This is a genomic window from Klebsiella sp. 7-CIP_Kleb. (assembly GCF_050378655.1).
Classification (GTDB): domain Bacteria; phylum Pseudomonadota; class Gammaproteobacteria; order Enterobacterales; family Enterobacteriaceae; genus Klebsiella; species Klebsiella quasipneumoniae.
This window is the reverse complement of sequence record NZ_JBNRLJ010000006.1, coordinates 1-24,223: the sequence shown is the minus strand read 5'-3', so window position 1 is coordinate 24,223 and position 24,223 is coordinate 1. Positions and strand designations below refer to the sequence as shown.

General features: G+C 56.4%; 28 protein-coding genes. 20 read left to right on the top strand and 8 right to left on the bottom strand.

The window, feature by feature from the left end; translation table 11 throughout:
* Positions 1 to 100: 100 nt before the first annotated feature.
* Positions 101 to 1,423, top strand: a complete 1,323-nt coding sequence (locus ACQUTI_RS19130; protein WP_240709000.1) for a cytosine deaminase — start codon at positions 101 to 103, stop codon at positions 1,421 to 1,423.
* Here the strand turns inward: ACQUTI_RS19130 and tsgA are convergent.
* Positions 1,420 to 2,607 carry an MFS transporter TsgA gene (tsgA, locus tag ACQUTI_RS19125; RefSeq protein WP_004202192.1) on the bottom strand — a complete coding sequence of 396 codons (1,188 nt, stop codon included), beginning with the start codon at positions 2,605 to 2,607 and terminating at the stop codon, positions 1,420 to 1,422. The genes ACQUTI_RS19130 and tsgA overlap by 4 nt on opposite strands.
* A 276-nt stretch (positions 2,608 to 2,883) precedes the next feature.
* Between tsgA and ppiA the strand changes: the two genes are divergently transcribed.
* The 5 genes from ppiA to argD all read left to right on the top strand — a co-directional run bounded on the left by ppiA (position 2,884) and on the right by argD (position 6,222).
* On the top strand, positions 2,884 to 3,453 hold the full coding sequence (ppiA, locus tag ACQUTI_RS19120) for a peptidylprolyl isomerase A (RefSeq protein ID WP_002920238.1): 570 nt from the start codon (positions 2,884 to 2,886) through the stop codon (positions 3,451 to 3,453).
* Positions 3,454 to 3,557: 104 nt separating this feature from the next.
* The gene (locus ACQUTI_RS19115) at positions 3,558 to 3,725 is read left to right on the top strand and encodes a YhfG family protein (RefSeq protein WP_004202194.1); all 168 of its coding nucleotides are present in this window, start codon (positions 3,558 to 3,560) and stop codon (positions 3,723 to 3,725) included.
* The gene (locus ACQUTI_RS19110; protein ID WP_043522618.1) at positions 3,715 to 4,317 is read left to right on the top strand and encodes a putative adenosine monophosphate-protein transferase Fic; all 603 of its coding nucleotides are present in this window, start codon (positions 3,715 to 3,717) and stop codon (positions 4,315 to 4,317) included. Before ACQUTI_RS19115 ends, ACQUTI_RS19110 begins: the two co-directional genes overlap by 11 nt.
* A 31-nt stretch (positions 4,318 to 4,348) precedes the next feature.
* Positions 4,349 to 4,912, top strand: a complete 564-nt coding sequence (gene pabA, locus ACQUTI_RS19105) for an aminodeoxychorismate synthase component 2 (RefSeq protein WP_065878821.1) — start codon at positions 4,349 to 4,351, stop codon at positions 4,910 to 4,912.
* An 89-nt stretch (positions 4,913 to 5,001) separates the two neighbouring features.
* Positions 5,002 to 6,222 carry a bifunctional acetylornithine/succinyldiaminopimelate transaminase gene (gene argD / locus ACQUTI_RS19100; RefSeq protein ID WP_004202198.1) on the top strand — a complete coding sequence of 407 codons (1,221 nt, stop codon included), beginning with the start codon at positions 5,002 to 5,004 and terminating at the stop codon, positions 6,220 to 6,222.
* Here argD and ACQUTI_RS19095 read toward each other — a convergent pair.
* Positions 6,212 to 8,290 (bottom strand): YccS/YhfK family putative transporter, encoded by a 2,079-nt coding sequence (locus tag ACQUTI_RS19095; RefSeq protein ID WP_004202199.1) that lies wholly within the window; start codon positions 8,288 to 8,290, stop codon positions 6,212 to 6,214. The two genes, argD and ACQUTI_RS19095, sit on opposite strands and share 11 nt — an antisense overlap.
* A gap of 51 nt (positions 8,291 to 8,341) precedes the next feature.
* Positions 8,342 to 8,974, bottom strand: coding sequence for a cAMP-activated global transcriptional regulator CRP (crp, locus tag ACQUTI_RS19090; RefSeq protein WP_000242758.1), 633 nt, complete (start codon positions 8,972 to 8,974; stop codon positions 8,342 to 8,344).
* A 306-nt stretch (positions 8,975 to 9,280) separates the two neighbouring features.
* Between crp and ACQUTI_RS19085 the strand changes: the two genes are divergently transcribed.
* On the top strand, positions 9,281 to 9,685 hold the full coding sequence (locus ACQUTI_RS19085) for an OsmC family protein (protein WP_004202200.1): 405 nt from the start codon (positions 9,281 to 9,283) through the stop codon (positions 9,683 to 9,685).
* Between the two features lie 55 nt (positions 9,686 to 9,740).
* Here ACQUTI_RS19085 and ACQUTI_RS19080 read toward each other — a convergent pair whose 3' ends face one another.
* The 4 genes from ACQUTI_RS19080 to ACQUTI_RS19065 all read right to left on the bottom strand — a co-directional run bounded on the left by ACQUTI_RS19080 (position 9,741) and on the right by ACQUTI_RS19065 (position 13,991).
* Positions 9,741 to 10,610, bottom strand: coding sequence for a phosphoribulokinase (locus tag ACQUTI_RS19080; protein ID WP_004202201.1), 870 nt, complete (start codon positions 10,608 to 10,610; stop codon positions 9,741 to 9,743).
* Between the two features lie 36 nt (positions 10,611 to 10,646).
* A complete protein-coding gene (locus ACQUTI_RS19075) occupies positions 10,647 to 10,865 on the bottom strand; it encodes a YheU family protein (protein ID WP_002920151.1) in 219 nt (72 codons plus the stop codon).
* Positions 10,862 to 11,860 (bottom strand): hydrolase, encoded by a 999-nt coding sequence (locus ACQUTI_RS19070; RefSeq protein WP_072140368.1) that lies wholly within the window; start codon positions 11,858 to 11,860, stop codon positions 10,862 to 10,864. The genes ACQUTI_RS19075 and ACQUTI_RS19070 overlap by 4 nt, the downstream gene beginning before the upstream one ends.
* A 226-nt stretch (positions 11,861 to 12,086) precedes the next feature.
* Positions 12,087 to 13,991, bottom strand: coding sequence for an ABC transporter ATP-binding protein (locus ACQUTI_RS19065; protein WP_017899944.1), 1,905 nt, complete (start codon positions 13,989 to 13,991; stop codon positions 12,087 to 12,089).
* Between the two features lie 173 nt (positions 13,992 to 14,164).
* Here ACQUTI_RS19065 and kefG point away from each other — a divergent pair, with 173 nt between their 5' ends.
* From kefG to slyD, 4 genes are all read left to right on the top strand, one after another.
* Complete coding sequence (kefG, locus tag ACQUTI_RS19060) at positions 14,165 to 14,728, top strand: glutathione-regulated potassium-efflux system ancillary protein KefG (RefSeq protein WP_004202208.1); 564 nt, start codon at positions 14,165 to 14,167, stop codon at positions 14,726 to 14,728.
* Complete coding sequence (gene kefB, locus ACQUTI_RS19055; protein WP_004202210.1) at positions 14,715 to 16,520, top strand: glutathione-regulated potassium-efflux system protein KefB; 1,806 nt, start codon at positions 14,715 to 14,717, stop codon at positions 16,518 to 16,520. The genes kefG and kefB overlap by 14 nt, the downstream gene beginning before the upstream one ends.
* Positions 16,521 to 16,531: 11 nt before the next feature.
* Complete coding sequence (locus ACQUTI_RS19050) at positions 16,532 to 16,732, top strand: YheV family putative zinc ribbon protein (RefSeq protein WP_002920143.1); 201 nt, start codon at positions 16,532 to 16,534, stop codon at positions 16,730 to 16,732.
* A gap of 93 nt (positions 16,733 to 16,825) precedes the next feature.
* Positions 16,826 to 17,419, top strand: coding sequence for a peptidylprolyl isomerase (gene slyD / locus ACQUTI_RS19045; RefSeq protein ID WP_004202213.1), 594 nt, complete (start codon positions 16,826 to 16,828; stop codon positions 17,417 to 17,419).
* 57 nt (positions 17,420 to 17,476) lie between these two features.
* Here slyD and ACQUTI_RS19040 read toward each other — a convergent pair whose 3' ends face one another.
* Positions 17,477 to 17,695: a protein SlyX gene (locus tag ACQUTI_RS19040; protein ID WP_002920136.1), complete on the bottom strand. Its 219-nt coding sequence runs from the start codon at positions 17,693 to 17,695 to the stop codon at positions 17,477 to 17,479.
* 222 nt (positions 17,696 to 17,917) lie between these two features.
* On the opposite strand from ACQUTI_RS19040, the gene fkpA reads away from it, so the two are divergent.
* From fkpA to ACQUTI_RS18995, 9 genes are all read left to right on the top strand, one after another.
* The gene (fkpA, locus tag ACQUTI_RS19035; protein ID WP_004202215.1) at positions 17,918 to 18,748 is read left to right on the top strand and encodes an FKBP-type peptidyl-prolyl cis-trans isomerase; all 831 of its coding nucleotides are present in this window, start codon (positions 17,918 to 17,920) and stop codon (positions 18,746 to 18,748) included.
* 168 nt (positions 18,749 to 18,916) lie between these two features.
* Complete coding sequence (locus ACQUTI_RS19030) at positions 18,917 to 19,639, top strand: helix-turn-helix transcriptional regulator (protein WP_002920130.1); 723 nt, start codon at positions 18,917 to 18,919, stop codon at positions 19,637 to 19,639.
* On the top strand, positions 19,639 to 20,025 hold the full coding sequence (tusD, locus tag ACQUTI_RS19025) for a sulfurtransferase complex subunit TusD (protein WP_004202218.1): 387 nt from the start codon (positions 19,639 to 19,641) through the stop codon (positions 20,023 to 20,025). The genes ACQUTI_RS19030 and tusD overlap by 1 nt, the downstream gene beginning before the upstream one ends.
* Positions 20,025 to 20,384: a sulfurtransferase complex subunit TusC gene (tusC, locus tag ACQUTI_RS19020; RefSeq protein WP_004202220.1), complete on the top strand. Its 360-nt coding sequence runs from the start codon at positions 20,025 to 20,027 to the stop codon at positions 20,382 to 20,384. The genes tusD and tusC overlap by 1 nt, the downstream gene beginning before the upstream one ends.
* Positions 20,385 to 20,391: 7 nt before the next feature.
* Positions 20,392 to 20,679 (top strand): sulfurtransferase complex subunit TusB, encoded by a 288-nt coding sequence (gene tusB / locus ACQUTI_RS19015; protein ID WP_004202221.1) that lies wholly within the window; start codon positions 20,392 to 20,394, stop codon positions 20,677 to 20,679.
* 124 nt (positions 20,680 to 20,803) lie between these two features.
* The gene (gene rpsL / locus ACQUTI_RS19010) at positions 20,804 to 21,178 is read left to right on the top strand and encodes a 30S ribosomal protein S12 (RefSeq protein WP_002920115.1); all 375 of its coding nucleotides are present in this window, start codon (positions 20,804 to 20,806) and stop codon (positions 21,176 to 21,178) included.
* Between the two features lie 96 nt (positions 21,179 to 21,274).
* A complete protein-coding gene (gene rpsG / locus ACQUTI_RS19005; protein ID WP_002920113.1) occupies positions 21,275 to 21,745 on the top strand; it encodes a 30S ribosomal protein S7 in 471 nt (156 codons plus the stop codon).
* A gap of 96 nt (positions 21,746 to 21,841) precedes the next feature.
* Positions 21,842 to 23,956, top strand: a complete 2,115-nt coding sequence (fusA, locus tag ACQUTI_RS19000; RefSeq protein WP_004202222.1) for an elongation factor G — start codon at positions 21,842 to 21,844, stop codon at positions 23,954 to 23,956.
* A 69-nt stretch (positions 23,957 to 24,025) separates the two neighbouring features.
* Positions 24,026 to 24,223, top strand: a 198-nt coding sequence (locus ACQUTI_RS18995) for a GTP-binding protein (protein ID WP_032440645.1), incomplete at its 3' end; no start/stop codon positions are given.

Below are 24,223 nucleotides of genomic sequence, written 5' to 3'. Positions count from 1 at the left end.
AACGCTGGCTTTTCCTTTTTGCTGATTTTGTGTACAAGAATTGGGTGGGTCGCGATTGGGGTTGAGTAGAAAACAAGCCGTATTGAATGGAGAGGTTGATATGACAGCAGCGCCGCTTTGGTTGATTCAGAACGTACGCCTGGCAGACCGCGACGGCCTGTGGCAGATAGCGATAGATAAGGGGCGCTTTGGCGAGATCACGCCGATGGGGGAGGCGCGGGACGAAAGCTACGAAGTGTTGAACGCTCGCGGCGGGCTGGCGATCCCGCCTTTTATTGAGCCGCATATCCATCTGGATACCACCCAGACGGCCGGCGAGCCAAACTGGAACCAGTCCGGCACTCTGTTTGAGGGGATTGAGCGCTGGGCGGAGCGGAAAGCGCTGCTCAGCCATGAAGACGTTAAAGCCCGGGCGTGGAAAACTCTCAAGTGGCAGATCGCCAATGGCGTGCAGTTTGTCCGTACCCATGTCGATGTCTCCGATCCGACGTTGACGGCGCTGAAGGCGATGCTGGAGGTCAAACAGGAGGTGGCGCCATGGGTCGAGCTGCAGATTGTCGCTTTTCCGCAGGAGGGGATCCTCTCTTACCCCAACGGCGAGGCGCTGCTGGAAGAGGCCCTGAAGCTGGGGGCGGATGTCGTCGGGGCGATCCCGCACTTTGAGTTCACCCGTGAATATGGGGTGGAATCGCTGCATATCGCTTTCCGGCTGGCGCGGAAATATGACCGCCCGCTGGATATTCACTGCGATGAAATTGACGACGAACAGTCGCGCTTTGTGGAAACCGTTGCCGCGCTGGCGTTAAAAGCGGGAATAGGTCCGCGGGTGACGGCCAGCCATACCACCGCCATGCACTCCTATAATGGCGCTTATACCTCGCGCTTGTTCCGCCTGCTTAAGCTCTCCGGCATCAATTTTGTCGCCAATCCGCTGGTCAATATTCATCTACAGGGCCGGTTTGACGACTACCCGAAGCGACGAGGCATTACCCGGGTGAAGGAGCTGATGGCGGCGGGGATCAACGTTTGCTTTGGTCATGATGATGTCTTTGACCCGTGGTACCCGCTGGGGACCGGTAATATGCTGCAGGTCCTGCATATGGGGCTCCACGTTTGCCAGCTGATGGGCTACCAGCAAATTAACGACGGCCTGCAGCTTGTCACCGACAACAGCGCCCGCACGTTTGGCCTGACGGATTACGGCATCGTCAGCGGCAATCCGGCTAACCTGATCATTCTGCCGGCGGAGAATGGCTTTGAGGCGGTACGCTGCCAGGTGCCGGTGCGCTGGTCAATTCGCGAGGGAAGGGTGATTGCGACCACCCAACTGGCGCAAACCTGGATCCAGACCGACCGCGGTGGCAAGGAGCTTTCTTTTATGAGAAACAGCCCCCTTGCGGACGCAAAGGGGCCGAAGGCTTAGTGAGACGCCGCCTGAGCGTTGTTCTGGCGGTGACGGGAGACGAAGCCGAGGATAAAGCACATCACGAACACCACGGCGTAGAGGCCGTTAGCGGTGTGCAGCGCGGCCAGCGGACCGCTGGCTGCCACAATCGGGCCGGTGACCACGAAAGTCAGCATGGTGCCGATGGTGCCGCAGGTGAGGATAAAGTTCACCAGCTTTGGTGAAGCGACTTTAGTTTGCTGCGAACCGAGCGTGATGATCGAGGTGTAGATGGCGCTGGAGAAGAAGCCCAGGGTCAGAATAAACCACGGCATATGCTCCGGCGAACCATTGATAAACAGGTACATCAGCACCGTCGCGAGGCCGGCGAGGACGGTTAAGATGCGCTGCAGGTCGAAGAAGCGCAGGATAAAGCTGAATGACCACATGCCGATCATGTAGGACATCCAGAAATCGCTCACCAGCTTACCGGCATCGCCGAGGCTCATGCCAAGGCTCTTGGCATATTCCGGTACCCAGGAGATAAAGCCCAGCTGACCGAGGATATAGCACAGCGCCGCGACGGAGAGGAACAGCACGCCGATGCCCCACTTCTCTTTCACCACCGGCTGGCTGTTTTCGCTCTGCGCTTTTTTGCCGAGTACCGGGAAGTCACAGCCGAATGTCAGGACGAAAATAGCGACATACACCAGACCGATACAGGCGTAGACCCAGTACCACTCGATGCTGCGCGCCAGCAGGACCGCAGCGACCATCGGGAAAATCATTCCCGCCATGCTAAAGAAGGAGTCGGTAAACAGCAGACGCGCCCCGCGCTGACGGCCTTCATACATATGGGTGATCAGGAAGGTCCCGATCGACATGGTGATCCCGCTCACCAGGCCGAGAACGAACATTGATGCGGAGAACAGCGCCAGGCTGTGGCTGAGCATCAGGCCGGCCACCGCCAGCACCATCAAAATAAAGCCAAAACGCAGCTGAGTTTTCAGCGGCACGATCTCCATCAGCCAGGCATTGAGGAAGATGGAGATCAGAATACCGGCGTTCAGAAAGGTAAAGGTGTTGCTCATACTGGAAACGGGCAGATGGAAATAATCCGCAATGTTACCCATCACCATCCCGGTGACGATCACCAACGCGCCGGTCAGGGCGTAGGAGAAGAAGCTGATCCATGTGAGCTTAATACGGTTGCTGTTAGTCATGACTGGCCTGTGAATAGAAAGGTAAAGCGCGTTGACGCCGCGCCGGGCGGACAGATTTTAGTCGTTCAGGTGATGTAATTAAATGTTTATTGTGAAATACGTTATCTTTTGCATGTTTTAATGTGACTTGAATCACGTTTTTTCGACGCCAGGGAGAACGTTTGCGCGGTTACAATTATTACAGCTAAGTAAAATTTGGTAAAAGGCTGGCCCAGGATGCAAAGGCTCTTTAGAATCAAGGCACTCGCTTTTATTCTGCTCCGTTAAGGATTTTCCATGCTCAAATCAACACTGGCGGCGATGGCTGCCGTTTTCGCCATTTCAGCGTTCTCCCCGGCCATGGCGGCAAAGGGCGATCCGCATGTGCTGCTGACCACCTCGGCAGGTAACATTGAGCTTGAGTTAAACAGCCAGAAAGCCCCGATTTCCGTGGATAACTTCCTGAAGTACGTTAACAGCGGCTTCTACAACAACACTACCTTCCATCGCGTGATCCCGGGATTCATGGTGCAGGGCGGCGGCTTCAACGAGCAGATGCAGCAGAAACAGCCTAACCCGCCGATCAAAAATGAAGCAGACAACGGCCTGCGCAACACCCGCGGCACCATCGCCATGGCGCGTACCGCCGATCAGGATAGCGCCACCAGCCAGTTCTTCATCAACGTGGCGGATAACGCCTTCCTCGACCATGGCCAGCGCGACTTTGGCTATGCGGTGTTTGGCAAGGTAGTGAAAGGCATGGACGTTGCGGATAAGATCTCCCAGGTTCAGACCCATAACGTCGGCCCATACCAGAATGTGCCGACTAAACCGGTTGTTATCCTCTCTGCGAAAGTGCTGCCCTAATCTTCCCACGGCGCGGTAGTCTATCGCCGCGCCGGTTGCCTCCCGGCATAACCTGTAATTGCTGCTTATACTTGTGGCACACAGGGGACGATAAGGGGGCGACGATGCGTCCACTCACCGATAAGCAAAAATCCCGACTCTGGGAACAGACACGTAATAGCAATTTTCAGGCCAGCCGTCGCCTCGAAGGCGTATCGGTGCCACTGGTTACGCTGACTGCCGAGGAGGCGCAGGCGCGCCTCGCGACGCTGCGGAGGGAGTATGAGCGATAAATTTGGCGATGAACGCGATCCTTACCTCTATCCGGCCCTGAACGTCCTGCGCAACCGCCTCGGCATCCGCCAGGCCAACACTCTGCAGCAGGCTGCCCTGGAGATGACATCGCTGCGGGCGGCTACCCTGCCGCTGGGTCCGCGGGTGCGCGGCTTACCCTATCTGTGCGCTATTCATCATCAGCTGTATCAGGATCTGTTTGACTGGGCGGGTAGGCTGCGTGAAGTGAACCTCTACCTGGGCGATACGCCGTTCTGTCACTTTGCCCGCATCGAAGAGGAAGGGAACGCCCTGATGCAGGCCCTGGAGCAGGAGGATTATCTCTGCGGCCTGCCGCGGGATACCTTTATCGAACGCCTGAGCTGGTTCTATGGTGAAATTAATGTGCTGCACCCTTTTCGTCTCGGCAATGGCCTAACCCAGCGCATTTTCTTTGAACAGCTGGCGATACATGCCGGCTACCTTCTTGACTGGCGTGACGTCGATCCTGCCGCCTGGAGTAACGCCTGCCAGCAGGGCGCGATGGGCGATCCGGACCCGCTGGCGGCGATCTTTCGCAAAGTGGTAAGCGAAGCGCGGGAATCTGAGTAGAATAGCCCGGTTTGATTGTTCCGGAGCCGCTATGATCCTGCTTATCGATAACTATGACTCTTTCACCTGGAATCTGTATCAGTACTTTTGCGAACTGGGGGCGGAAGTGCTGGTCAAGCGCAACGATGCGTTGACGCTGGAGGAGATAGCGTCGCTGGCGCCGGAGAAGATGGTGATTTCGCCCGGTCCCTGTACGCCGGATGAAGCGGGGATTTCCCTCTCAGTAATCCGTCACTATGCAGGGAAAACGCCGCTGCTGGGCGTCTGCCTCGGGCATCAGGCGATAGCCCAGGCGTTTGGCGCGACCATTGTGCGGGCGGCGCAGGTGATGCATGGAAAAACTTCGCTTATCGAGCATAACGGCGAAGGGGTGTTTCAGGAGCTGAATAATCCTCTGACGGTGACCCGCTATCATTCGCTGGTGATTGACCCGCCGACGCTGCCACCTGAGTTTATCGTCACCGCCCGCAGCGCCAGCGGTGAGATTATGGGGATCCGTCATCGCGACTGGGATCTCGAGGGCGTGCAGTTCCATCCGGAAAGCATCCTTAGCGAACAGGGCCATCAATTGCTGGCGAACTTTATTAAGCGGTGATTTCGGTTGCCATTGACTGACTTTTTATGCATATTTTGTGATTATATTATCATAATCATATCTGCATAACGAAGAGGGATGGGCAAGACATGGCAACTGAACAACCGGCAATCACCCGCGCCACATTCGATGAAGTTATTTTGCCAATTTATGCACCGGCAGAATTCATCCCGGTAAAGGGGAAAGGCAGCCGCGTCTGGGATCAGCAGGGCAAAGAGTATATTGATTTCGCCGGCGGTATCGCGGTGACGGCGCTGGGCCATTGCCACCCGGCGCTGGTGGCGGCGCTTCACGAGCAGGGCGAAACGCTGTGGCATACCAGCAACGTCTTTACCAATGAGCCAGCGCTGCGCCTGGGACGTAAGCTTGTCGATGCCACCTTCGCCGAGCGAGTGGTGTTTATGAACTCCGGTACCGAAGCCAATGAAACAGCCTTTAAGCTGGCGCGTCACTATGCGGTGACCCGCCATAGCCCATATAAAACCAAAATCATCGCCTTCCATAATGCCTTTCATGGCCGCTCTCTGTTTACCGTCTCGGTCGGTGGGCAGCCGAAGTACTCCGATGGTTTCGGCCCTAAACCGGCGGATATTGTCCATGTTCCCTTCAACGACCTGCAGGCGGTAAAAGCGGTGATGGATGACCACACCTGCGCGGTGGTGGTGGAGCCGATTCAGGGCGAGGGCGGCGTGACGGCAGCAACGCCGGCGTTCCTGCAGGGGCTGCGCGAACTGTGCGATCAGCACCAGGCGCTGTTAGTCTTTGATGAAGTGCAGTGTGGTATGGGGCGTACCGGATCGCTGTTCGCCTATATGCACTATGGCGTAACCCCGGATATTCTCACCAGCGCGAAAGCGCTAGGCGGCGGTTTCCCGGTCAGCGCCATGTTGACCACCCACGAGATCGCCAGCGCCTTCCATGCCGGTTCCCATGGGTCAACCTATGGCGGCAACCCGCTGGCCTGCGCGGTCGCCAACGCCGCTTTCGATCTGATCAATACTCCGGCGGTGCTGGATGGCGTGAACGCGAAACGCGAACTGTTCGTCAAACACCTGCAGCAGCTGGATGCCGAGTTTGATCTGTTCAGTGATATTCGCGGGATGGGCCTGCTGATTGGCGCCGAACTTAAGCCGCAGCACAAGGGCCGCGCGCGCGATTTTCTCTATGCCGCTGCGGAAGCCGGCGTCATGGTGCTTAACGCCGGGCCGGACGTGATGCGTTTTGTTCCCTCGCTGATCATCGAAGAGCAGGATATCGCCGAGGGGATGGCACGCTTTGCCCAGGCCGTGGCAAAGGTGATTAACGGCTGATCTTCCGTAGCCAGATGCCATGATGCGGCCGCTGACGCCATGCTACAGACGAGATAGTGTGCATGGTGTTCAGATGGCCCAGAATGCGTTGCAGATGCTGCTCCAGGGTGCTTAACGGACCGATCGGCACCTCGCTTTCCGGTGACTCCATAATATTGACATCCCCTGTGCTGCCGGGGCCATCGCTGTCCAGCCGCTGCTGACAGCGCTGCAGGGCAATCTCACAGGATTCGAGATAGCGCTGGGCAAGATCCGGGGTGAGCATCGTATGCTCCCGGGCCAGGGTGGTCATGGCGTTGATATGTTCGACGATAAACTGGCTGTGCGTCACCCATAGCTTCATATCTTCCAGGTAGTGGGTATTGAACCCCGGCTCCTGCATCGCCTGATTCAGGGAGTTGTAGAGCGCGTTGTGCGCCTGATTAACGCGCATACGTTGATAGGCCAGCGCGGGCGCTTTGGGATCGGGGCTGAGGATCAGGCGAATCGCCTGCTGGTCGGCCTCCAGCGCATCGTGGGCGTTTTTTTTCAGCAGGCCGCTCTGCCACTGCGGCCACAGCCAGACCATCCCGCCGAAGGCGATCAGGCAGCCGATCAGCGTGTCGATCAGCCGGGCGATAATAAACTGTTCGCCGTTGAGCGTCAGCAGCTGCAGGGTATATACCGCCGTCACCGTAAAGCCCACCATCGCCCAGCCATAGTGTTTGCGGATAATCAGATAGCTGAGCAGTGTGATCAGCAGCATCCCGCTCAGGGTGTAGCTCTCCGGAACGTGAAAGTGCAAGGTCAGCCCGGCGATGATCAGGCCGGCGAGCGTCCCCGCCGCCCGGTGGACAATACGAACCCGCGTGGCGCCATAGCCATTCTGGGTAACAAAGAGCACCGTCATCAGGATCCAGTAGGGCTTCGGCAAATGCAGGGCGTTGCCCATCAGGCTGGCGATGCTCAGCATCACGCTGATGCGGGCGGCATTGCGCAGCGCGGGCGATTTCAGCGAAAGATAGTTTTTTAGCGCGGGAAACAGCGGTAAACGACGCTCTTTGTCAGCCATCAGATCCCGGGCATACAGCGGGCGCTGGGTATGCAGCACCCGGGCGATGCGGCTGAAGTGCCAGGCGCAGAAGTGGCCGACCGGGTTGTCCGGATGCTGGCGGGCGATCTTTTCCAGGGCGCCGATCTGTTTATCCATCTGGAAGCGCTGCGGAAAGCGATGATAGAGCATGTCATCCGCCAGCACCCGCAGACGGGCGGCGACGGTCTGCGCGTTCCAGCGGATCACCGCTTCGGCATGGCTGCGTTCTACCAGTTTTTGCACCTCTTCCGGCTGATGCAGGCTGACCGAAATATGCTCCTGTAGATCCAGCCCCATCTGGAACGCCCGCAGAAGACGTTTGTGGTCGTTACGTTGGTTGGCGGCCAGCATATGCATCTGCTGATAGCACTGGGTGATTAAATCGACCACCTTCTGCTGGCGGATGAGCAGCGGCGGCAGGGCGGTCGAGGGATCGGTATGCTGGGTCAACAGGCTATATTTGGCTTCGCAATAATTGGCCAGTTCCCGGTAGAGCAGACTGAGCGACTCCCGCAGCGGCTGTTCACGCCACAGCCAGAACCAGAACCAGTTAAACACGCCGTACCATAGCGTGCCGAAGACGTAGATCAGCAGCGGCTCCCAGATGGGCATATTGCCCGCCAGGCTGAGAGTAAAAATGGCGGCGATCAGCGACGCGGGCAGCAGGCGCGCGTGCAGCGAACTGATCTCCGCGGTGACGCCGAGCAATAGCGCCAGGCCGCTGAGAATAAGCGGCAGGGGAATCGCCTGGGCGAGCAGCAGCTGCACCACCAGGCTGCATCCGGCAAACAGACAGCCGCCGATAATCAGACGTTTAAAAAAGCGCTTATGCGGGGTGTCGAGGCCGGCGATGTTGCAGCAGGCGGGGACTAAGGAGAACAGGAGCCCCTGCTGGAGATGGCCGAGCAGAAGACCGATGGCCACAGGCAGACACAGCACCAGCGTTTGCCGCAGTGCATAGTTAACTTCCGGGTGGTAAATCAGCCTGCGCCACATGAGGGAAAAACAAAAACGGCGTACTGCAGGAGCAATACGCCGCTTAGCAACTTAACGGGTACCGTAGACGACGATAGTTTTACCGTGGGCGGAAATCAGGTTCTGATCTTCCAGCATTTTCAAAATACGGCCAACGGTTTCACGAGAGCAGCCGACGATCTGACCAATTTCCTGACGGGTAATTTTAATTTGCATACCGTCCGGGTGGGTCATGGCATCGGGTTGCTTCGCCAGGTTCAGCAGCGTCTGGGCGATACGGCCCGTCACGTCGAGGAAGGCGAGGTTGCCCACTTTCTCAGACGTCACCTGCAGACGGCGAGCCATTTGCGAAGAGAGACGCATCAGAATGTCCGGGTTCACCTGGATCAGCTGACGGAATTTCTTATAAGAGATTTCGGCCACTTCACATGCGGTTTTCGCCCGTACCCAGGCGCTACGCTCCTGACCCTCTTCAAACAGGCCTAATTCACCGATGAAATCGCCCTGGTTGAGGTAGGAGAGGATCATCTCTTTACCTTCTTCATCCTTGATGAGTACAGCCACGGAGCCTTTAACGATGTAGTACAGCGTTTCTGCTTTCTCACCCTGGTGGATCAGCGTGCTCTTTGATGGGTACTTATGAATGTGGCAATGAGACAAGAACCATTCAAGGGTAGGGTCTGTTTGCGGTTTGCCAAGCACCATGCGCGGTTATCCTCTGTTATAAGCTATCTCCGGGCGCCGACACTACACGGCGTCCGGGCATGCAATCGTATTGTTTCCCTATACCTGGGAAGCTGGCTGATGATTTTTCGACAGCCCGTAATGTGAACTCCTCTGCATACATGCAGTACATCAATGTATTACTGTAGCATCCAGACTGTTTTAGCATAGCTTTCGCCGCATGTCTCCTGGTGTCTCGCTTCAGCATGACGCAGGTCGCCTTCCGTTGCGAGAATTGTTATGTGCGCGTAATCTGACAAGAATATTGCGATACTGGAGTTAAATTTTATGCAAGCGCGTGTGAAATGGGTTGAAGGGTTAACCTTTATCGGGGAGTCCGCGTCAGGACACCAGATTCTGATGGATGGCAACTCCGGGGATAAGGCGCCCAGTCCGATGGAAATGGTGCTGATGGCGGCGGGCGGTTGCAGTGCGATCGATGTGGTCTCCATTTTGCAAAAAGGTCGCCATGAGGTGACTAACTGCGAAGTGAAGCTGACCTCTGAACGCCGGGAAGAGGCGCCGCGCCTGTTCACGCATATTAATCTGCACTTTATCGTCACCGGTAAGGCGCTGAAAGATGCCGCGGTCTCCCGTGCGGTGGATCTGTCGGCAGAGAAATACTGCTCGGTGGCGCTGATGCTGGAAAAAGCGGTGAAGATCACCCATTCCTATGAAGTGATCGAGGCGTAGTCTTCGCCTGCTGTTGTGAATTTTCTTAACCCCGGCCTGGCCGGGGTTTCTTCTGTTAGCCGATCTTGCGGCCTTCCATCAGGCGTTCGACCAGCGGCGCCATAATAAGCTCCATCGCCAGCCCCATTTTACCGCCCGGCACCACCAGAGTGTTCATGTGCGAGATAAACGAGCCCTGTAGCATCGCCAGCAGCCAGGGGAAGTCGATGTTCTGCAGATTGCGGAAATGGATCACCACAAAGCTCTCGTCCAGAGAGGGGATCGCTTTCGCGGCAAACGGGTTGGAGGTGTCCACCGTCGGCACGCGCTGAAAGTTGATGTGGGTGCGGGAAAACTGCGGGGTGATGAAGTTGATGTAATCTTCCATCGATCGGACGACGGAGTCCATCACCGCCTCCCGGGAGTGGCCGCGCTCGCTGGTGTCGCGAATGAGTTTCTGTATCCACTCGAGATTAACGATAGGCACGACCCCGACCAGCAGGTCGACATGGCTGGCGACATCATGCTGCGGCGTGACAACCCCGCCGTGCAGCCCCTCATAGAACAGCACGTCCGTCGGCTCCGGCAGCGGCTGCCACGGGGTGAAGGTTCCCGGCACCTGATTCCACGGCACGGCTTCGTCATAGGTGTGGAGGTATTTACGCGACTGACCTTTGCCATGGCGGCCATAGTCGACAAAGGTCTGTTCCAGCAGACCGAAGTCGTTCGCCTCCGGGCCAAAGTAGCTGATATGTTTGCCCTGATCCCGCGCTTTGCGGATCGCCATGTCCATTTCCGGGCGGGTGTAGCGATGAAAGCTGTCGCCTTCCACCTCCGCAGCGTGCAGATTTAGCTGCGCGAAGATTTTGCGAAAGGCGAGGCTGGTGGTGGTAGTGCCCGCGCCGCTGGAGCCTGTGACGGCGATCACCGGATGTTTGGCAGACATAACAACTCCCTGGTTAAACGATGTAGTGGCGTCGCCTTAGCCGTTAAACAGGGCGCGCGGCATAATATTGACCGTCTCATGCAGTTCCGACCACACGAGGACTGCCTCTCCGCGTTTCAGCTGCTGTTTTACATCGGCGACTTTATCGGCAAGTGAACGTTCATGTTCACCATAATCGGTGCCTTCACGTAACACAAAGCTTTCAATCAGGTTATCCAGCGTTTCGGGATCCAGATCCTGCCAGGGAATAATCATACGGGAACCTCCAGCCAGCGGTTTAACCAGTCGGGAATGCGTCTTTCCAGCCACATCTCCGGTTTACGCAGGGTGCCGCCGACGAAGCCAACGTGGCCGCCTTGTTCAGTCAATTGATACTCGACGTTCGCCGGCAGTTGTTCCTGCGGGGGAATGGAATGGTGGTCCATAAACGGATCGTCTTTCGCGTGAATGATGAGCGTCGGCTTAGTGATATCGCTGAGCCGCGGCATGGCGCTGCATTGCCGGTAGTAATCCAGCGCATCGGCAAAGCCATGGATTTTGGCGGTGATCATATCGTCAAATTCCCGGATGCGGCGCATCCCTTTGAGCTGACGTAAATCGACGGGCAGCGAGCCAGGATACGCTTTCAGCTTGCGTGAGGCGTTGGCTTTTAACAGATTGAGCAGGTAGCGCTGATAAACCCGCGAGAAGCCCTTATCCATATGATAGCTGCAGGCTTCCAGCATGAAAGGCGCGGAGACGATCACCGCCGCATCCAGCGGGCAGCGGTCGCCTTCTTCTGCCAGCAGGCAGCCCAGCATATTGCCGCCCAGCGAATAGCCGACGGCGGCGGTCGGCGCGGGGCCAAACTCGCGCTGCAGCCAGTGCAGAAACCAGGTGCCATCTTCCGTTTCGCCGGAGTGATAGATGCGGTGATTGCGGTTAGGTTCGCCGCTGCAGCCGCGAAAATGCATGACTACGCCAAGCCAGCCGCGCTGCATCGCCGCGTGGATCAGTCCATGGGCATACGGGCTGTGCAGACTCCCTTCCAGACCATGAAAGACGACGAGGCGCGGCTTGTGGCACGCCTGGTGCGGGTCTTCGCTCCAGGCGAGATCGACAAAATCGCCGTCTGGCAGCTCAAGGCGCTGCCAGTGCGGGGTAAAGCGCAATTTACGGCGGATCAGCCGCGGCAGCATGGTTTGCAGATGACGATTGCCCACGCCGCGCATGGGATGGAACTCACGCGAATCGTTTTCGGGGGGCGTCATGTCTGTGGGGATGATTTCAACCATAGCACCAGAATAATTAATAAACGTGATGATGACTATACCGCGCAGGGCGCGCAGGAGTTAGCCAATATGTGGTCTTGTGGCCAGTGAAGCCAGGTTACACCACAACAAACCATTGATGTCACTGATGGCCAGACCGCGAGGGCGGGCAGAAATACACTCTGCCCGCGCCATAGTAGGCGCAGGCAGAATGATGACGCGGCGATTAGCCTTCCTGAAGCATGCGCTCCAGCTGCTCCTGTGCCTCCAGCCAGGCCATTTCGCACTCCTCCAACCCGGATTTCGCGCTGGCCTGCTGCTGCAGGCATTCAGTTAGTTCTGCTTTACGCGAGGCGTCGTAGAGTTCGCTGTCGCCAAGTTTCTCTTCTGCACTGGCCAGCTGCGCGTTGAGCTTATCCATCTCTTTTTCCAGACGGGCGATCTCTTTGCGCAGCGGTTGGGTCTGGCTGCGTAGCTCCGCTTCCCGACGCTTCTGGTCTTTGCGCGCTTGCGCGCTGTTGCCGCTCTCTTTTGGCGCGTCGCCGCTCTGGGACTCCTGTTTTTGCGAGTCGCTGAGCCACTGCTGATAATCTTCCAGATCGCCGTCGAACGGTTCGACTTTGCCATCGTGGACAAGGTACAGATCGTCGGTGGTGGAGCGGATCAGGTGGCGATCGTGCGATACGACCACCAGCGCCCCTTCAAAGTCGATCAGCGCTTCGGTTAAAGCCTGACGCATATCGAGGTCGAGATGGTTGGTCGGTTCGTCGAGCAGCAGCAGGTTAGGGCGCTGCCAGACGATCAGGGCCAGCACCAGACGCGCCTTTTCTCCACCGGAGAAGCGGCGGGTCTCTTCGCTGACCTTATCGCCCTGGAAACCAAAGCCGCCCAGATAATCGCGCAGCTTCTGCTCCAGCTCCTGCGGCGCCAGGCGCGCCAGGTGCTGCAGCGGCGACTCATCGGCGCGCAGAAACTCCAGCTGATGCTGGGCGAAGTAGCCGAGCTTGATGCCTTTGGCGAGGCCGATCTCCCCGCTTACGGGCTGGAGTTCGCCAGCCAGGAGCTTAATCAGCGTCGATTTCCCGGCGCCGTTGCGGCCCAGCAGGCCGATACGCGACCCCGGCACCAGATTGAGCTTGATGGAGTCGAGGATAATACGCTCGCCATAGCCGGCGCTGACTTTCTCCATCTTCAGCAGCGGGTTAGGCAGGCTCTCCGGCTGGCGGAAGCTGAAGTGGAACGGGTTATCCACGTGCGCCGGGGCGATGAGCTCCATCCGCTCCAGCATTTTAATACGGCTCTGCGCCTGCTTGGCTTTGGTGGCTTTGGCGCGGAAGCGATCGATATAGCTTTGCAGATGCGCGACACGCTGCTGCTGGCTTTCGTACATCGCCTGCTGCTGAGCGAGCCGGGTGGCGCGCTGCACTTCAAACGAACTGTAGTTGCCGGTGTACTCAAACATCGTCTGCTGTTCGATGTGGATAATTTTGTCGACGATAGGATCGAGGAAATCGCGATCGTGGGAGATCAGGATCAGCGTCCCCGTGTAGCCCTTCAGCCACTTCTCCAGCCAGATCACCGCATCAAGGTCGAGGTGGTTAGTCGGTTCATCGAGCAGCAGCAGATCGGAGCGGCAGATCAGCGCCTGCGCGAGGTTAAGGCGCATACGCCAGCCGCCGGAAAAATCGCTGACCGGCCGCTCAAGCTGTTCATTGCTAAAACCCAGGCCGTGCAGCAGGCTGGCGGCGCGGGAGCGGATGGTCCAGGCGTCGATGGCGTCCAGCTTGCCGTGGACGGTGGCGATGGCATGGCCGTCGTTGCGCTCGTTAGCCTGCTGGAGCGCGGCTTCCAGCTGGCGATATTCACGATCGCCGTCAATGACATAATCGATTGCCGGCTGCGGCAGGGCCGGGGTTTCCTGATTCACCCAGGCCAGCTGCCAGTTGCCGGGAAAGGTCATACTGCCGCCGTCAGCGCTTATCTCGTTTTTCAAAAGCGATAGCAGCGTCGATTTCCCGCAGCCGTTTTTCCCCACCAGACCGACCTTCTGGCCAGGGTTGATGGTAGCGGTGGCGTTGTCCAGCAGTACGCGTACGCCGCGACGAATTTGTAACGAGGAGAAAACAATCATAAGGCGCCGTATGTTCAGACTATGTTAATTTGTCATTATGATAATGTAGTTTGGAAGCGAATCGCTTCACCGGGCCGCCATGGTAGCCCAAAACGAAGACGATACACAAAGTCATTCTGGCTGTGTCAAAAAGCCGGGGCTGTGCAGGCCGCCAGAAGACCTACGGGAGGGGAATGATGTCTCAGACAGCGAAAGTGTTGCTGCTGTATGCCCACCCAGAATCTCAGGATTCCGTGGCCAACCGGGTTTTATTACAACCCGCCTTACAGTTGCCGAACGTCACCGTGCACGATCTCTACGCGCACTATCCGGATTTTTTTATCGATATTGCTCACGAACAGGACCTGCTGCGCCAGCATGAGGTGATTGTTTTCCAGCATCCTTTATATACCTGGAGCTGTCCTGCGCTGCTCAAAGAATGGCTGGATCGTGTCTTAAGCCGCGGCTTCGCCAGCGGCGCCGGAGGGAACGAACTGGCGGGAAAGTACTGGCGCAGCGTGATCACCACCGGCGAACCAGAGAGCGCTTACCGTCGCGATGCAAATCGCTATCCGATGAACGATATTCTGCGTCCTTTTGAACTGACCGCCGGTATGTGCCGTATGCACTGGATGAGCCCCATCATTGTCTACTGGGCCCGGCGGCAGCAGCCAGAGGAGCTGCGCAGCCGCGCCCTGGCCTATCGGGACTGGCTGGCCAACCCCCTTGCCGCCGGAGGTGTCCATGGCGGGATTTGATCTGCTGCTGGCGGGGGTGCTGTTTTTGTTCGCGGCCGTCATCGCCGTCCCTCTGGCTTCAAGACTGGGGATTGGCGCGGTGCTGGGCTATCTGCTGGCCGGGATCGCCATTGGTCCGTGGGGGCTCGGATTTATCAGCGATGTGGATGAAATTCTCCATTTCTCTGAACTCGGCGTGGTGTTTCTGATGTTTATCATCGGCCTGGAGCTCAATCCCGCCAAGCTATGGCGGCTGCGAAGCTCCATCTTCGGCGTTGGCGCGGCGCAAGTGATGCTCAGCGCGGCGATCCTCGGCGGTCTGTTGATGACGACAGGGTTTTCATGGCAGGCGGCGGTGGTCGGCGGGATTGGCCTGGCGATGTCCTCTACCGCGATGGCACTGCAGCTGATGCGCGAGAAGGGAATGAGCCGCAGCGAATCAGGGCAGTTAGGCTTTTCGGTCCTGCTGTTTCAGGATCTGGCGGTGATCCCGGCGCTGGCGCTGGTGCCTCTGCTGGCTGGTTCCGCGGATGAGCATGTGAACTGGCTGACAGTCGGCATGAAGGTCCTGGCGTTTGCCGGGATGCTGATTGGCGGACGCTATCTGCTGCGGCCGGTGTTCCGCTTTATCGCCAGCTCCGGGGTCAGGGAAGTGTTCACTGCCGCCACGCTGCTGCTGGTCCTCGGATCCGCCCTGTTTATGGAGGCGCTGGGGCTGTCGATGGCGCTGGGTACCTTTATCGCCGGCGTGCTGCTGGCGGAAAGCGAGTATCGCCATGAACTGGAGATCGCCATCGATCCGTTCAAGGGGCTGCTGCTTGGGCTGTTCTTTATCTCCGTCGGTATGGCGCTGAACCTTGGCGTGCTGTACACCCATCTGCTGTGGGTGGCGGTGAGCGTGGCGGTGCTGGTGGCGGTAAAAATGCTGGTGCTTTATCTGCTGGCCCGTCTCTATGGCCTGCGGAGTTCCGAACGTATGCAGTTTGCGGGCGTATTAAGCCAGGGCGGCGAGTTCGCGTTTGTCCTCTTTTCGCTGCCCGCCTCGCAGCGGTTGTTCCAGCACGACCAGATGGCGCTGCTGCTGGTGGCCGTCACCTTGTCGATGATGACCACGCCGCTGCTGATGAAAGGGATCGATAAGATACTGTCGCGACGCCTGAATCCAGCGGAGGATACCGATGAAGCGCCGTGGGTAGAGGACGATAAACCGCAGGTGATTATTGTTGGCTTTGGCCGTTTCGGCCAGGTCATCGGTCGCCTGCTGATGGCTAATAAGATGCGTATTACGGTGCTGGAGCGAGACATCAGCGCGGTAAATCTGATGCGCAACTATGGCTATAAAGTCTATTTTGGTGACGCTACCCAGCTGGAGCTGCTGCGCTCGGCAGGGGCGGAGGAGGCGCAGTCGATCGTCATTACCTGTAATGAGCCGGAAGACACCATGCGGCTGGTGGAGATGTGTCAACAACACTTTCCACATCTGCACATCCTGGCCCGCGCTCGCGGGCGCGTCGAGGCGCATGAGCTGCTGCAGGCCGGCGTGACGCAGTTTTCTCGTGAGACTTTCTCCAGTGCGCTTGAGCTGGGGCGTAAAGCCCTCATTACCCTGGGGATGCATCCTCACCAGGCCCAGCGCGCGCAGCTGCACTTCCGACGCCTCGATATGCGAATGCTGCGTGAGTTAATGCCGGTGCATACTGATACGGTACAGATATCACGCGTGCGGGAAGCCCGGCGCGAACTGGAAGAGATTTTTCAGCGCGAAATGCAGAAAGAGAGCCGGCAGCTGGACGGCTGGGACGAGTTTGAATAAAGGTAAATCATATGGCAGTGCGTAAACGTTTTATTGCCGGGGCGAAATGTCCGGCGTGCCAGGCGCAGGATTCACTGGCGATGTGGCGTGAGAATAATGTCGATGTTGTTGAATGCGTTAAGTGCGGTCATCAGATGCGTGAGGCGGATAAAGAGGCCCGTGAGCATGTACGCAAAGAGGAGCAGGTGATTGGCATTTTTCATCCCGACTAGCGTTATCCGTCGGCTTTTTTTAAGCTAAAGGGTACACGGCAGCAGAATTCCGCTACAATCTGCGCCACTATTCTTCCCATCTCAGGAGATATCATGAAAGTAGCAAAAGACCTGGTGGTCAGCCTGGCCTATCAGGTACGTACAGAAGACGGTGTGTTGGTTGATGAGTCTCCGGTAAGCGCGCCGCTGGATTACCTGCACGGTCACGGCTCCCTGATTTCCGGCCTGGAAAACGCGCTGGATGGCCACGAAGTGGGCGACAAATTTGACGTAGCCGTCGGCGCTAACGACGCTTACGGTCAGTATGACGAAAACCTGGTGCAGCGTGTACCGAAAGACGTCTTCATGGGCGTTGATGAACTGCAGGTTGGCATGCGCTTCCTGGCGGAAACCGATCAGGGTCCGGTACCAGTAGAAATCACTGAAGTTGAAGACGACCACGTTGTGGTTGATGGCAACCACATGCTGGCAGGCCAGAACCTGAAGTTCAATGTGGAAGTTGTCGCCATCCGCGAAGCGACCGCTGAAGAGCTGGAGCACGGTCACGTGCACGGCGCGCATGGTCACGATCACGACCACGATCATGGTCACGATGGCTGCTGCGGCGGTCACGGTCACGACCACGATCATGGCCACGACCATGGTAAAGGCGGCTGCGGCGGCCACGGTGGCTGCGGCTGCCACTAATCTTTGCGCCTCGGCACGAAGACGACAAAAAGCGGGGAAACCCGCTTTTTTTACGCCTCAATAGTGCGGCGGTGGCGTCTCTTCGGCCTGGGAGGCGATATGGGAGGGTTGGGTCGCCTTCAGCTTCTCGATCATCAGACGCATATGCTCCCGCATCTTCGCCATCTCGATCTCGTGGGCGGTCACGGTTTTGTTGAGGTCTTCGATGGTGATTTCCTGAAACGCCAGCCGGCTTTCCAGCTCCGCAAGGCGCGTTTCTAATGTGCTATCGTGCATGGGTAACCTCTTTAGTCTGATCCTGCGGGCGGATTCTACTTAAGTTTCCCCCGGCGCGCAGCATCGCTGCGTCCTACAGGAAACTTATTCATACAAAAATAGTCCTAAAAGAGGCGATATTCAGGAACGTCCGTATGTAGATTTTAACGGCGACGTTCTATAGTACGTTTTTTGCTTTTTACGATAACCCTGGGGTGAGAGGCCCCGGCCCTGGAGAAATGGATGAAATCACTGTTTAAAGTAACGCTGCTGGCGACCACAATGGCCGTCGCCCTGAATGCACCGCTGACCTTTGCTGCAGATACCGCGGCGAAAGCAGCCCCGGCGGCTGAGAGTAAATCGGCATTTAAAAATGACGATCAGAAATCAGCCTATGCGCTGGGCGCGTCCCTGGGGCGTTACATGGAAAACTCCCTGAAAGAACAAGAAAAACTGGGCATTAAGCTGGATAAAGCCCAGCTGATCGCCGGCGTACAGGACGCGTTTGCCGATAAGAGCAAACTGTCCGACCAGGAGATCGAACAGACTCTGCAGGCCTTTGAAACGCGCGTGAAGACCGCAGCTCAGCAGAAAATGGAAAAAGACGCTACTGAGAACGAAACCAAAGGTAAAGCTTTCCGTGACAGCTTTGCCAAAGAGAAGGGCGTGAAAACGTCGAAGACTGGCCTGCTGTATAAAGTCGAGAAAGAAGGCACTGGCGATGCGCCTAAAGACAGCGACACCGTGGTGGTTAACTACAAAGGTACGCTGATCGACGGCAAAGAGTTTGATAACTCTTATACCCGCGGCGAGCCGCTCTCTTTCCGTCTCGACGGGGTGATCCCGGGCTGGACTGAAGGCCTGAAGAACATCAAGAAAGGCGGCAAAATCAAGCTGGTCATTCCGCCAGATCTGGCCTACGGCAAAACCGGCGTCCCGGGGATCCCGGCCAACTCCACGCTGGTCTTTGATGTAGAGCTGCTGGATATCAAACCGGCGCCGAAAGCAGATGCTCAGCCGGAAGCCGCTGGCGATGCGAAAGCCGCAGACGCGAAAGCTGACGCTAAGAAGTAATCGGGTTCAGGCCGCCGTCTCGTTAGAGGCGGCGGCTTTTTTATTGCGCGCAGATATAATTAAAACTGGAAAGATCCTCAGGCGCTGTATTACTTTAGATAGCTTAATAATGATGATGAGCCTGCCCTGACAATAACGACAGGCTCCTGAAAAGGAGTGCTTTTTTTCATGTCCAGGTCGCTTTTAACCAACGAAACCAGCGAGCTTGACCTGCTGGATCAACGTCCCTTTGACCAGACCGATTTCGATATTCTTAAATCTTATGAAGCGGTGGTGGACGGGTTGGCGATGCTCATCGGTTCGCACTGTGAAATCGTGCTGCATTCTTTGCAGGATCTGAAATGCTCTGCCATCCGTATCGCCAATGGTGAACATACCGGCCGCCAAATCGGTTCACCGATTACCGATCTTGCGCTGCGCATGCTGCACGATATGACGGGCGCCGATAGCAGCGTTTCCAAATGCTACTTTACCCGCGCCAAAAGCGGCGTCCTGATGAAGTCGGTGACGATTGCCATCCGCAACCGCGATCACCGGGTGATTGGTCTGTTGTGCATCAACATGAATCTGGATGTGCCGTTTTCGCAGATCATGAGCACCTTTATTCCACCAGAAACGCCTGAGGTTAACTCGCCGGTGAACTTTGCTTCCTCGGTTGACGATCTGGTCGCCCAGACTCTGGAATTCACCATCGAAGAGGTGAATGCCGATCGCAGCGTGTCGAACAATGCTAAAAACCGTCAAATCGTGCTGAATCTCTACGAGAAAGGGATCTTCGATATTAAAGACGCCATTAACCAGGTGGCCGATCGTCTGAATATCTCCAAGCACACCGTCTACCTCTATATTCGCCAGTTCAAAAGCGGTGATTTCCAGGGGCTGGATAAGTAATGCGTTTTGCCCTCACGGTGACCGGACCTGCCTATGGCACGCAGCAGGCGAGCAGCGCCTGGCAATTTGCTCAGGCCGTGCTGCAGGAAGGCCATGAGCTGGCGTGCGTTTTTTTCTATCGCGAAGGCGTGCTTAACGCTAACCAGTTGACGGCGCCCGCCAGCGATGAGTTCGATCTGGTGCGCGGGTGGCAATCCCTCCACAATGAGCACGGCGTCGCGCTGCATATCTGCGTGGCGGCCGCCCTGCGTCGTGGCGTAACGGACGAACGCGAAGCGCAACAGCTCGCTCTGCCTGGCCATAATCTGCAGCCGGGTTTTACGTTAAGCGGACTTGGCGCGCTGGCGGAAGCGGCGCTCACTTGCGATCGGATGGTACAGTTCTGATGAAACGTGTGGCTTTCGTTTTTTCTTCCGCACCGCACGGCAGCGCCGCCGGCAGGGAAGGCCTCGATGCCTTATTAGCCACCTCCGCCCTCACCGACGAGATTGGCGTGTTTTTCGTAGGCGACGGCGTGTTTCAGCTGTTGCCCGCCCAGCGGCCTGGTGCTGTGCTGGCCCGCGACTACATCGCCACCTTTAAACTGCTGTCGCTATACGATATCGACCAGTGCTGGCTGTGCGCCGAGTCGGCGCGAGAGCGCGGCCTGGATCCCGCGACCCCGTGGGTGGTGGATGCCGAATGCCTGGCGCCGGATGCCCTGCGCGCCCGTCTGCATGAATTTGATGTGATTTTGCGTTTCTGAGGCCCCCATGCTCCATACGCTCAGTGTTTCTCCCTGGCATGCCGATATCGCAGCAATGCTTCGCTTGATGGAGCAAGGTGACGATCTGTTACTGCTGTCTGATGGCGTCGCGGCGGCTATCGCCGGCGGCCGCTTCCTTGAGATCCTGCAATCCGCCCCCATAACCCTTTACGTGCTGCAAGACGACGTTGACGCCCGCGGGCTAACTGGTCAAATTGCGGACAGTGTCGGCAGGGTTAGCTATACTGATTTCGTCAGACTCACAGTCAAACATGCCGGTCAGTTGGCCTGGTGATGGCGGGATCGTTGTATATTTCTTGACACCTTTTCGGCACCGCCCTAAAATTCTGCGTCCTCATAATATATGAGGCGATTTATTACGTGTTTACGAAGCAAAAGCTAAAACCAGGAGCTATTTAATGGCAACAATTAACCAGCTGGTACGCAAACCACGCGCGCGCAAAGTTGCAAAGAGCAACGTGCCAGCGCTGGAAGCCTGCCCGCAGAAACGTGGCGTATGTACTCGCGTATATACCACCACTCCTAAGAAACCGAACTCCGCACTGCGTAAAGTTTGCCGTGTGCGTCTGACTAACGGTTTCGAAGTCACCTCCTACATCGGTGGTGAAGGTCACAACCTGCAGGAGCACTCCGTGATCCTGATCCGTGGCGGTCGTGTTAAAGACCTTCCGGGTGTTCGTTACCACACCGTTCGTGGTGCGCTTGACTGCTCCGGCGTTAAAGACCGTAAGCAGGCTCGCTCCAAGTACGGCGTGAAGCGTCCTAAGGCTTAATGGTTCTCCGTTAAGTAAGGCCAAACTGATTTATCTTAATGTCATACTAAACTCTTAGAGTTTTGGACAATCCTGAATTAACAACGGAGTATTTCCATGCCACGTCGTCGCGTCATTGGTCAGCGTAAAATTCTGCCGGATCCGAAGTTCGGATCAGAACTGCTGGCTAAATTTGTCAATATCCTGATGGTAGATGGTAAAAAATCTACTGCAGAAACTATCGTATACAGCGCGCTGGAGACCCTGGCTCAGCGTTCTGGTAAATCTGAACTGGAAGCCTTCGAAGTTGCGCTCGAAAACGTGCGCCCGACTGTCGAAGTTAAGTCCCGCCGCGTAGGTGGTTCTACTTATCAGGTTCCAGTTGAAGTTCGTCCGGTCCGTCGTAATGCCCTGGCAATGCGTTGGATCGTTGAAGCTGCTCGTAAACGCGGTGATAAATCCATGGCTCTGCGCCTGGCGAACGAACTCACTGATGCTGCAGACAACAAAGGTACTGCAGTTAAGAAACGTGAAGACGTTCACCGTATGGCCGAAGCCAACAAGGCGTTCGCTCACTACCGTTGGTAATCCCTTCGGAGTCATAGTCACCAGGCGGGCGCTTCAGATGAGTCGCCCGCTCTGGATAACTTAACTGAACGCCTAAAGAAATAAACGAGGAATCAAATGGCTCGTACAACACCCATCGCACGCTACCGTAACATCGGTATCAGTGCGCACATCGACGCCGGTAAAACCACTACTACCGAACGTATTCTGTTCTACACCGGTGTAAACCACAAAATCGGTGAAGTTCATGACGGCGCCGCTACCATGGACTGGATGGAGCAGGAGCAGGAACGTGGTATCACCATCACTTCCGCTGCGACTACTGCATTCTGGTCTGGTATGGCTAAGCAGTATGAACCGCACCGTGTAAACATCATCGACACCCCGGGGCACGTTGACTTCACTATCGAAGTAGAACGTTCCATGCGTGTTCTTGATGGTGCGGTAATGGTTTACTGCGCAGTTGGTGGTGTTCAGCCGCAGTCTGAAACCGTATGGCGTCAGGCAAACAAATATAAAGTTCCGCGCATCGCGTTCGTTAACAAAATGGACCGCATGGGCGCTAACTTCCTGAAAGTTGTTGGTCAGATCAAAACCCGTCTGGGCGCGAACCCGGTTCCGCTGCAGCTGGCAATTGGTGCTGAAGAAGGTTTCACCGGCGTTGTTGACCTGGTGAAAATGAAAGCCATCAACTGGAACGATGCAGACCAGGGCGTAACCTTCGAATACGAAGATATCCCGGCTGACATGCAGGACCTGGCTGACGAATGGCACCAGAACCTGATCGAGTCCGCAGCTGAAGCTTCTGAAGAGCTGATGGAAAAATACCTGGGTGGTGAAGAACTGACTGAAGAAGAGATCAAAAAAGCTCTGCGTCAGCGCGTTCTGAACAACGAAATCATCCTGGTAACCTGTGGTTCTGCGTTCAAGAACAAAGGTGTTCAGGCGATGCTGGATGCGGTAGTTGACTACCTGCCATCCCCGGTTGACGTTCCGGCGATCAACGGCATCCTGGACGACGGTAAAGATACTCCGGCTGAGCGTCACGCAAGCGACGACGAGCCGTTCTCTGCACTGGCGTTCAAAATCGCTACCGACCCGTTCGTGGGCAACCTGACCTTCTTCCGCGTGTACTCCGGTGTGGTTAACTCTGGTGATACCGTACTGAACTCCGTGAAAGCTGCACGTGAGCGTTTCGGTCGTATCGTACAGATGCACGCTAACAAACGTGAAGAGATCAAAGAAGTTCGCGCGGGCGACATCGCTGCTGCAATCGGTCTGAAAGACGTAACTACTGGTGACACCCTGTGTGACCCGGATGCGCCGATCATTCTGGAGCGTATGGAATTCCCTGAGCCGGTAATCTCCATCGCCGTTGAGCCGAAAACCAAAGCTGACCAGGAAAAAATGGGTCTGGCTCTGGGTCGTCTGGCTAAAGAAGACCCGTCTTTCCGCGTATGGACTGACGAAGAGTCTAACCAGACCATTATCGCCGGTATGGGTGAGCTGCACCTCGACATCATCGTTGACCGTATGAAGCGTGAATTCAACGTTGAAGCGAACGTCGGTAAACCTCAGGTTGCTTACCGTGAAGCGATTCGCGCGAAAGTTACCGATATCGAAGGTAAACACGCCAAGCAGTCTGGTGGTCGTGGTCAGTACGGTCACGTTGTGATCGACATGTACCCGCTGGAGCCGGGCTCTAACCCGAAAGGTTACGAGTTCATCAACGACATCAAAGGTGGTGTAATTCCTGGCGAATACATCCCGGCCGTTGATAAAGGCATCCAGGAGCAGCTGAAAGCTGGTCCGCTGGCAGGTTACCCGGTAGTTGATATGGGTATCCGTCTGCACTTCGGTTCTTACCACGACGTTGACTCCTCTGAGCTGGCGTTTAAACTGGCTGCGTCTATTGCCTTTAAAGAAGGCTTTAAGAAAGCAAAACCAGTTCTGCTTGAGCCGATCATGAAGGTTGAAGTAGAAACTCCGGAAGAGAACACTGGTGACGTTATCGGTGACTTGAGCCGTCGTCGCGGTATGCTGCGCGGTCAGGAATCCGAAGTAACCGGCGTTAAGATCCACGCTGAAGTACCGCTGTCCGAAATGTTCGGTTATGCAACTCAGCTGCGTTCTCTGACCAAAGGTCGTGCATCATACACCATGGAATTCCTGAAGTATGATGATGCGCCGAACAACGTTGCTCAGGCCGTTATTGAAGCCCGTGGTAAATAATCCACAGGATTAAAACCTAAGTCCCGTGCTCTCTCCGAAGGGGAGAGCACTATAGTAAGGAATATAGCCGTGTCTAAAGAAAAATTTGAACGTACAAAACCGCACGTCAACGTTGGTACTATCGGCCACGTTGACCATGGTAAAACTACCCTGACTGCTGCCATCACTACCGTTCTGGCTAAAACCTACGGTGGTTCCGCTCGCGCATTCGACCAGATCGATAACGCGCCGGAAGAAAAAGCTCGTGGTATCACCATCAACACCTCT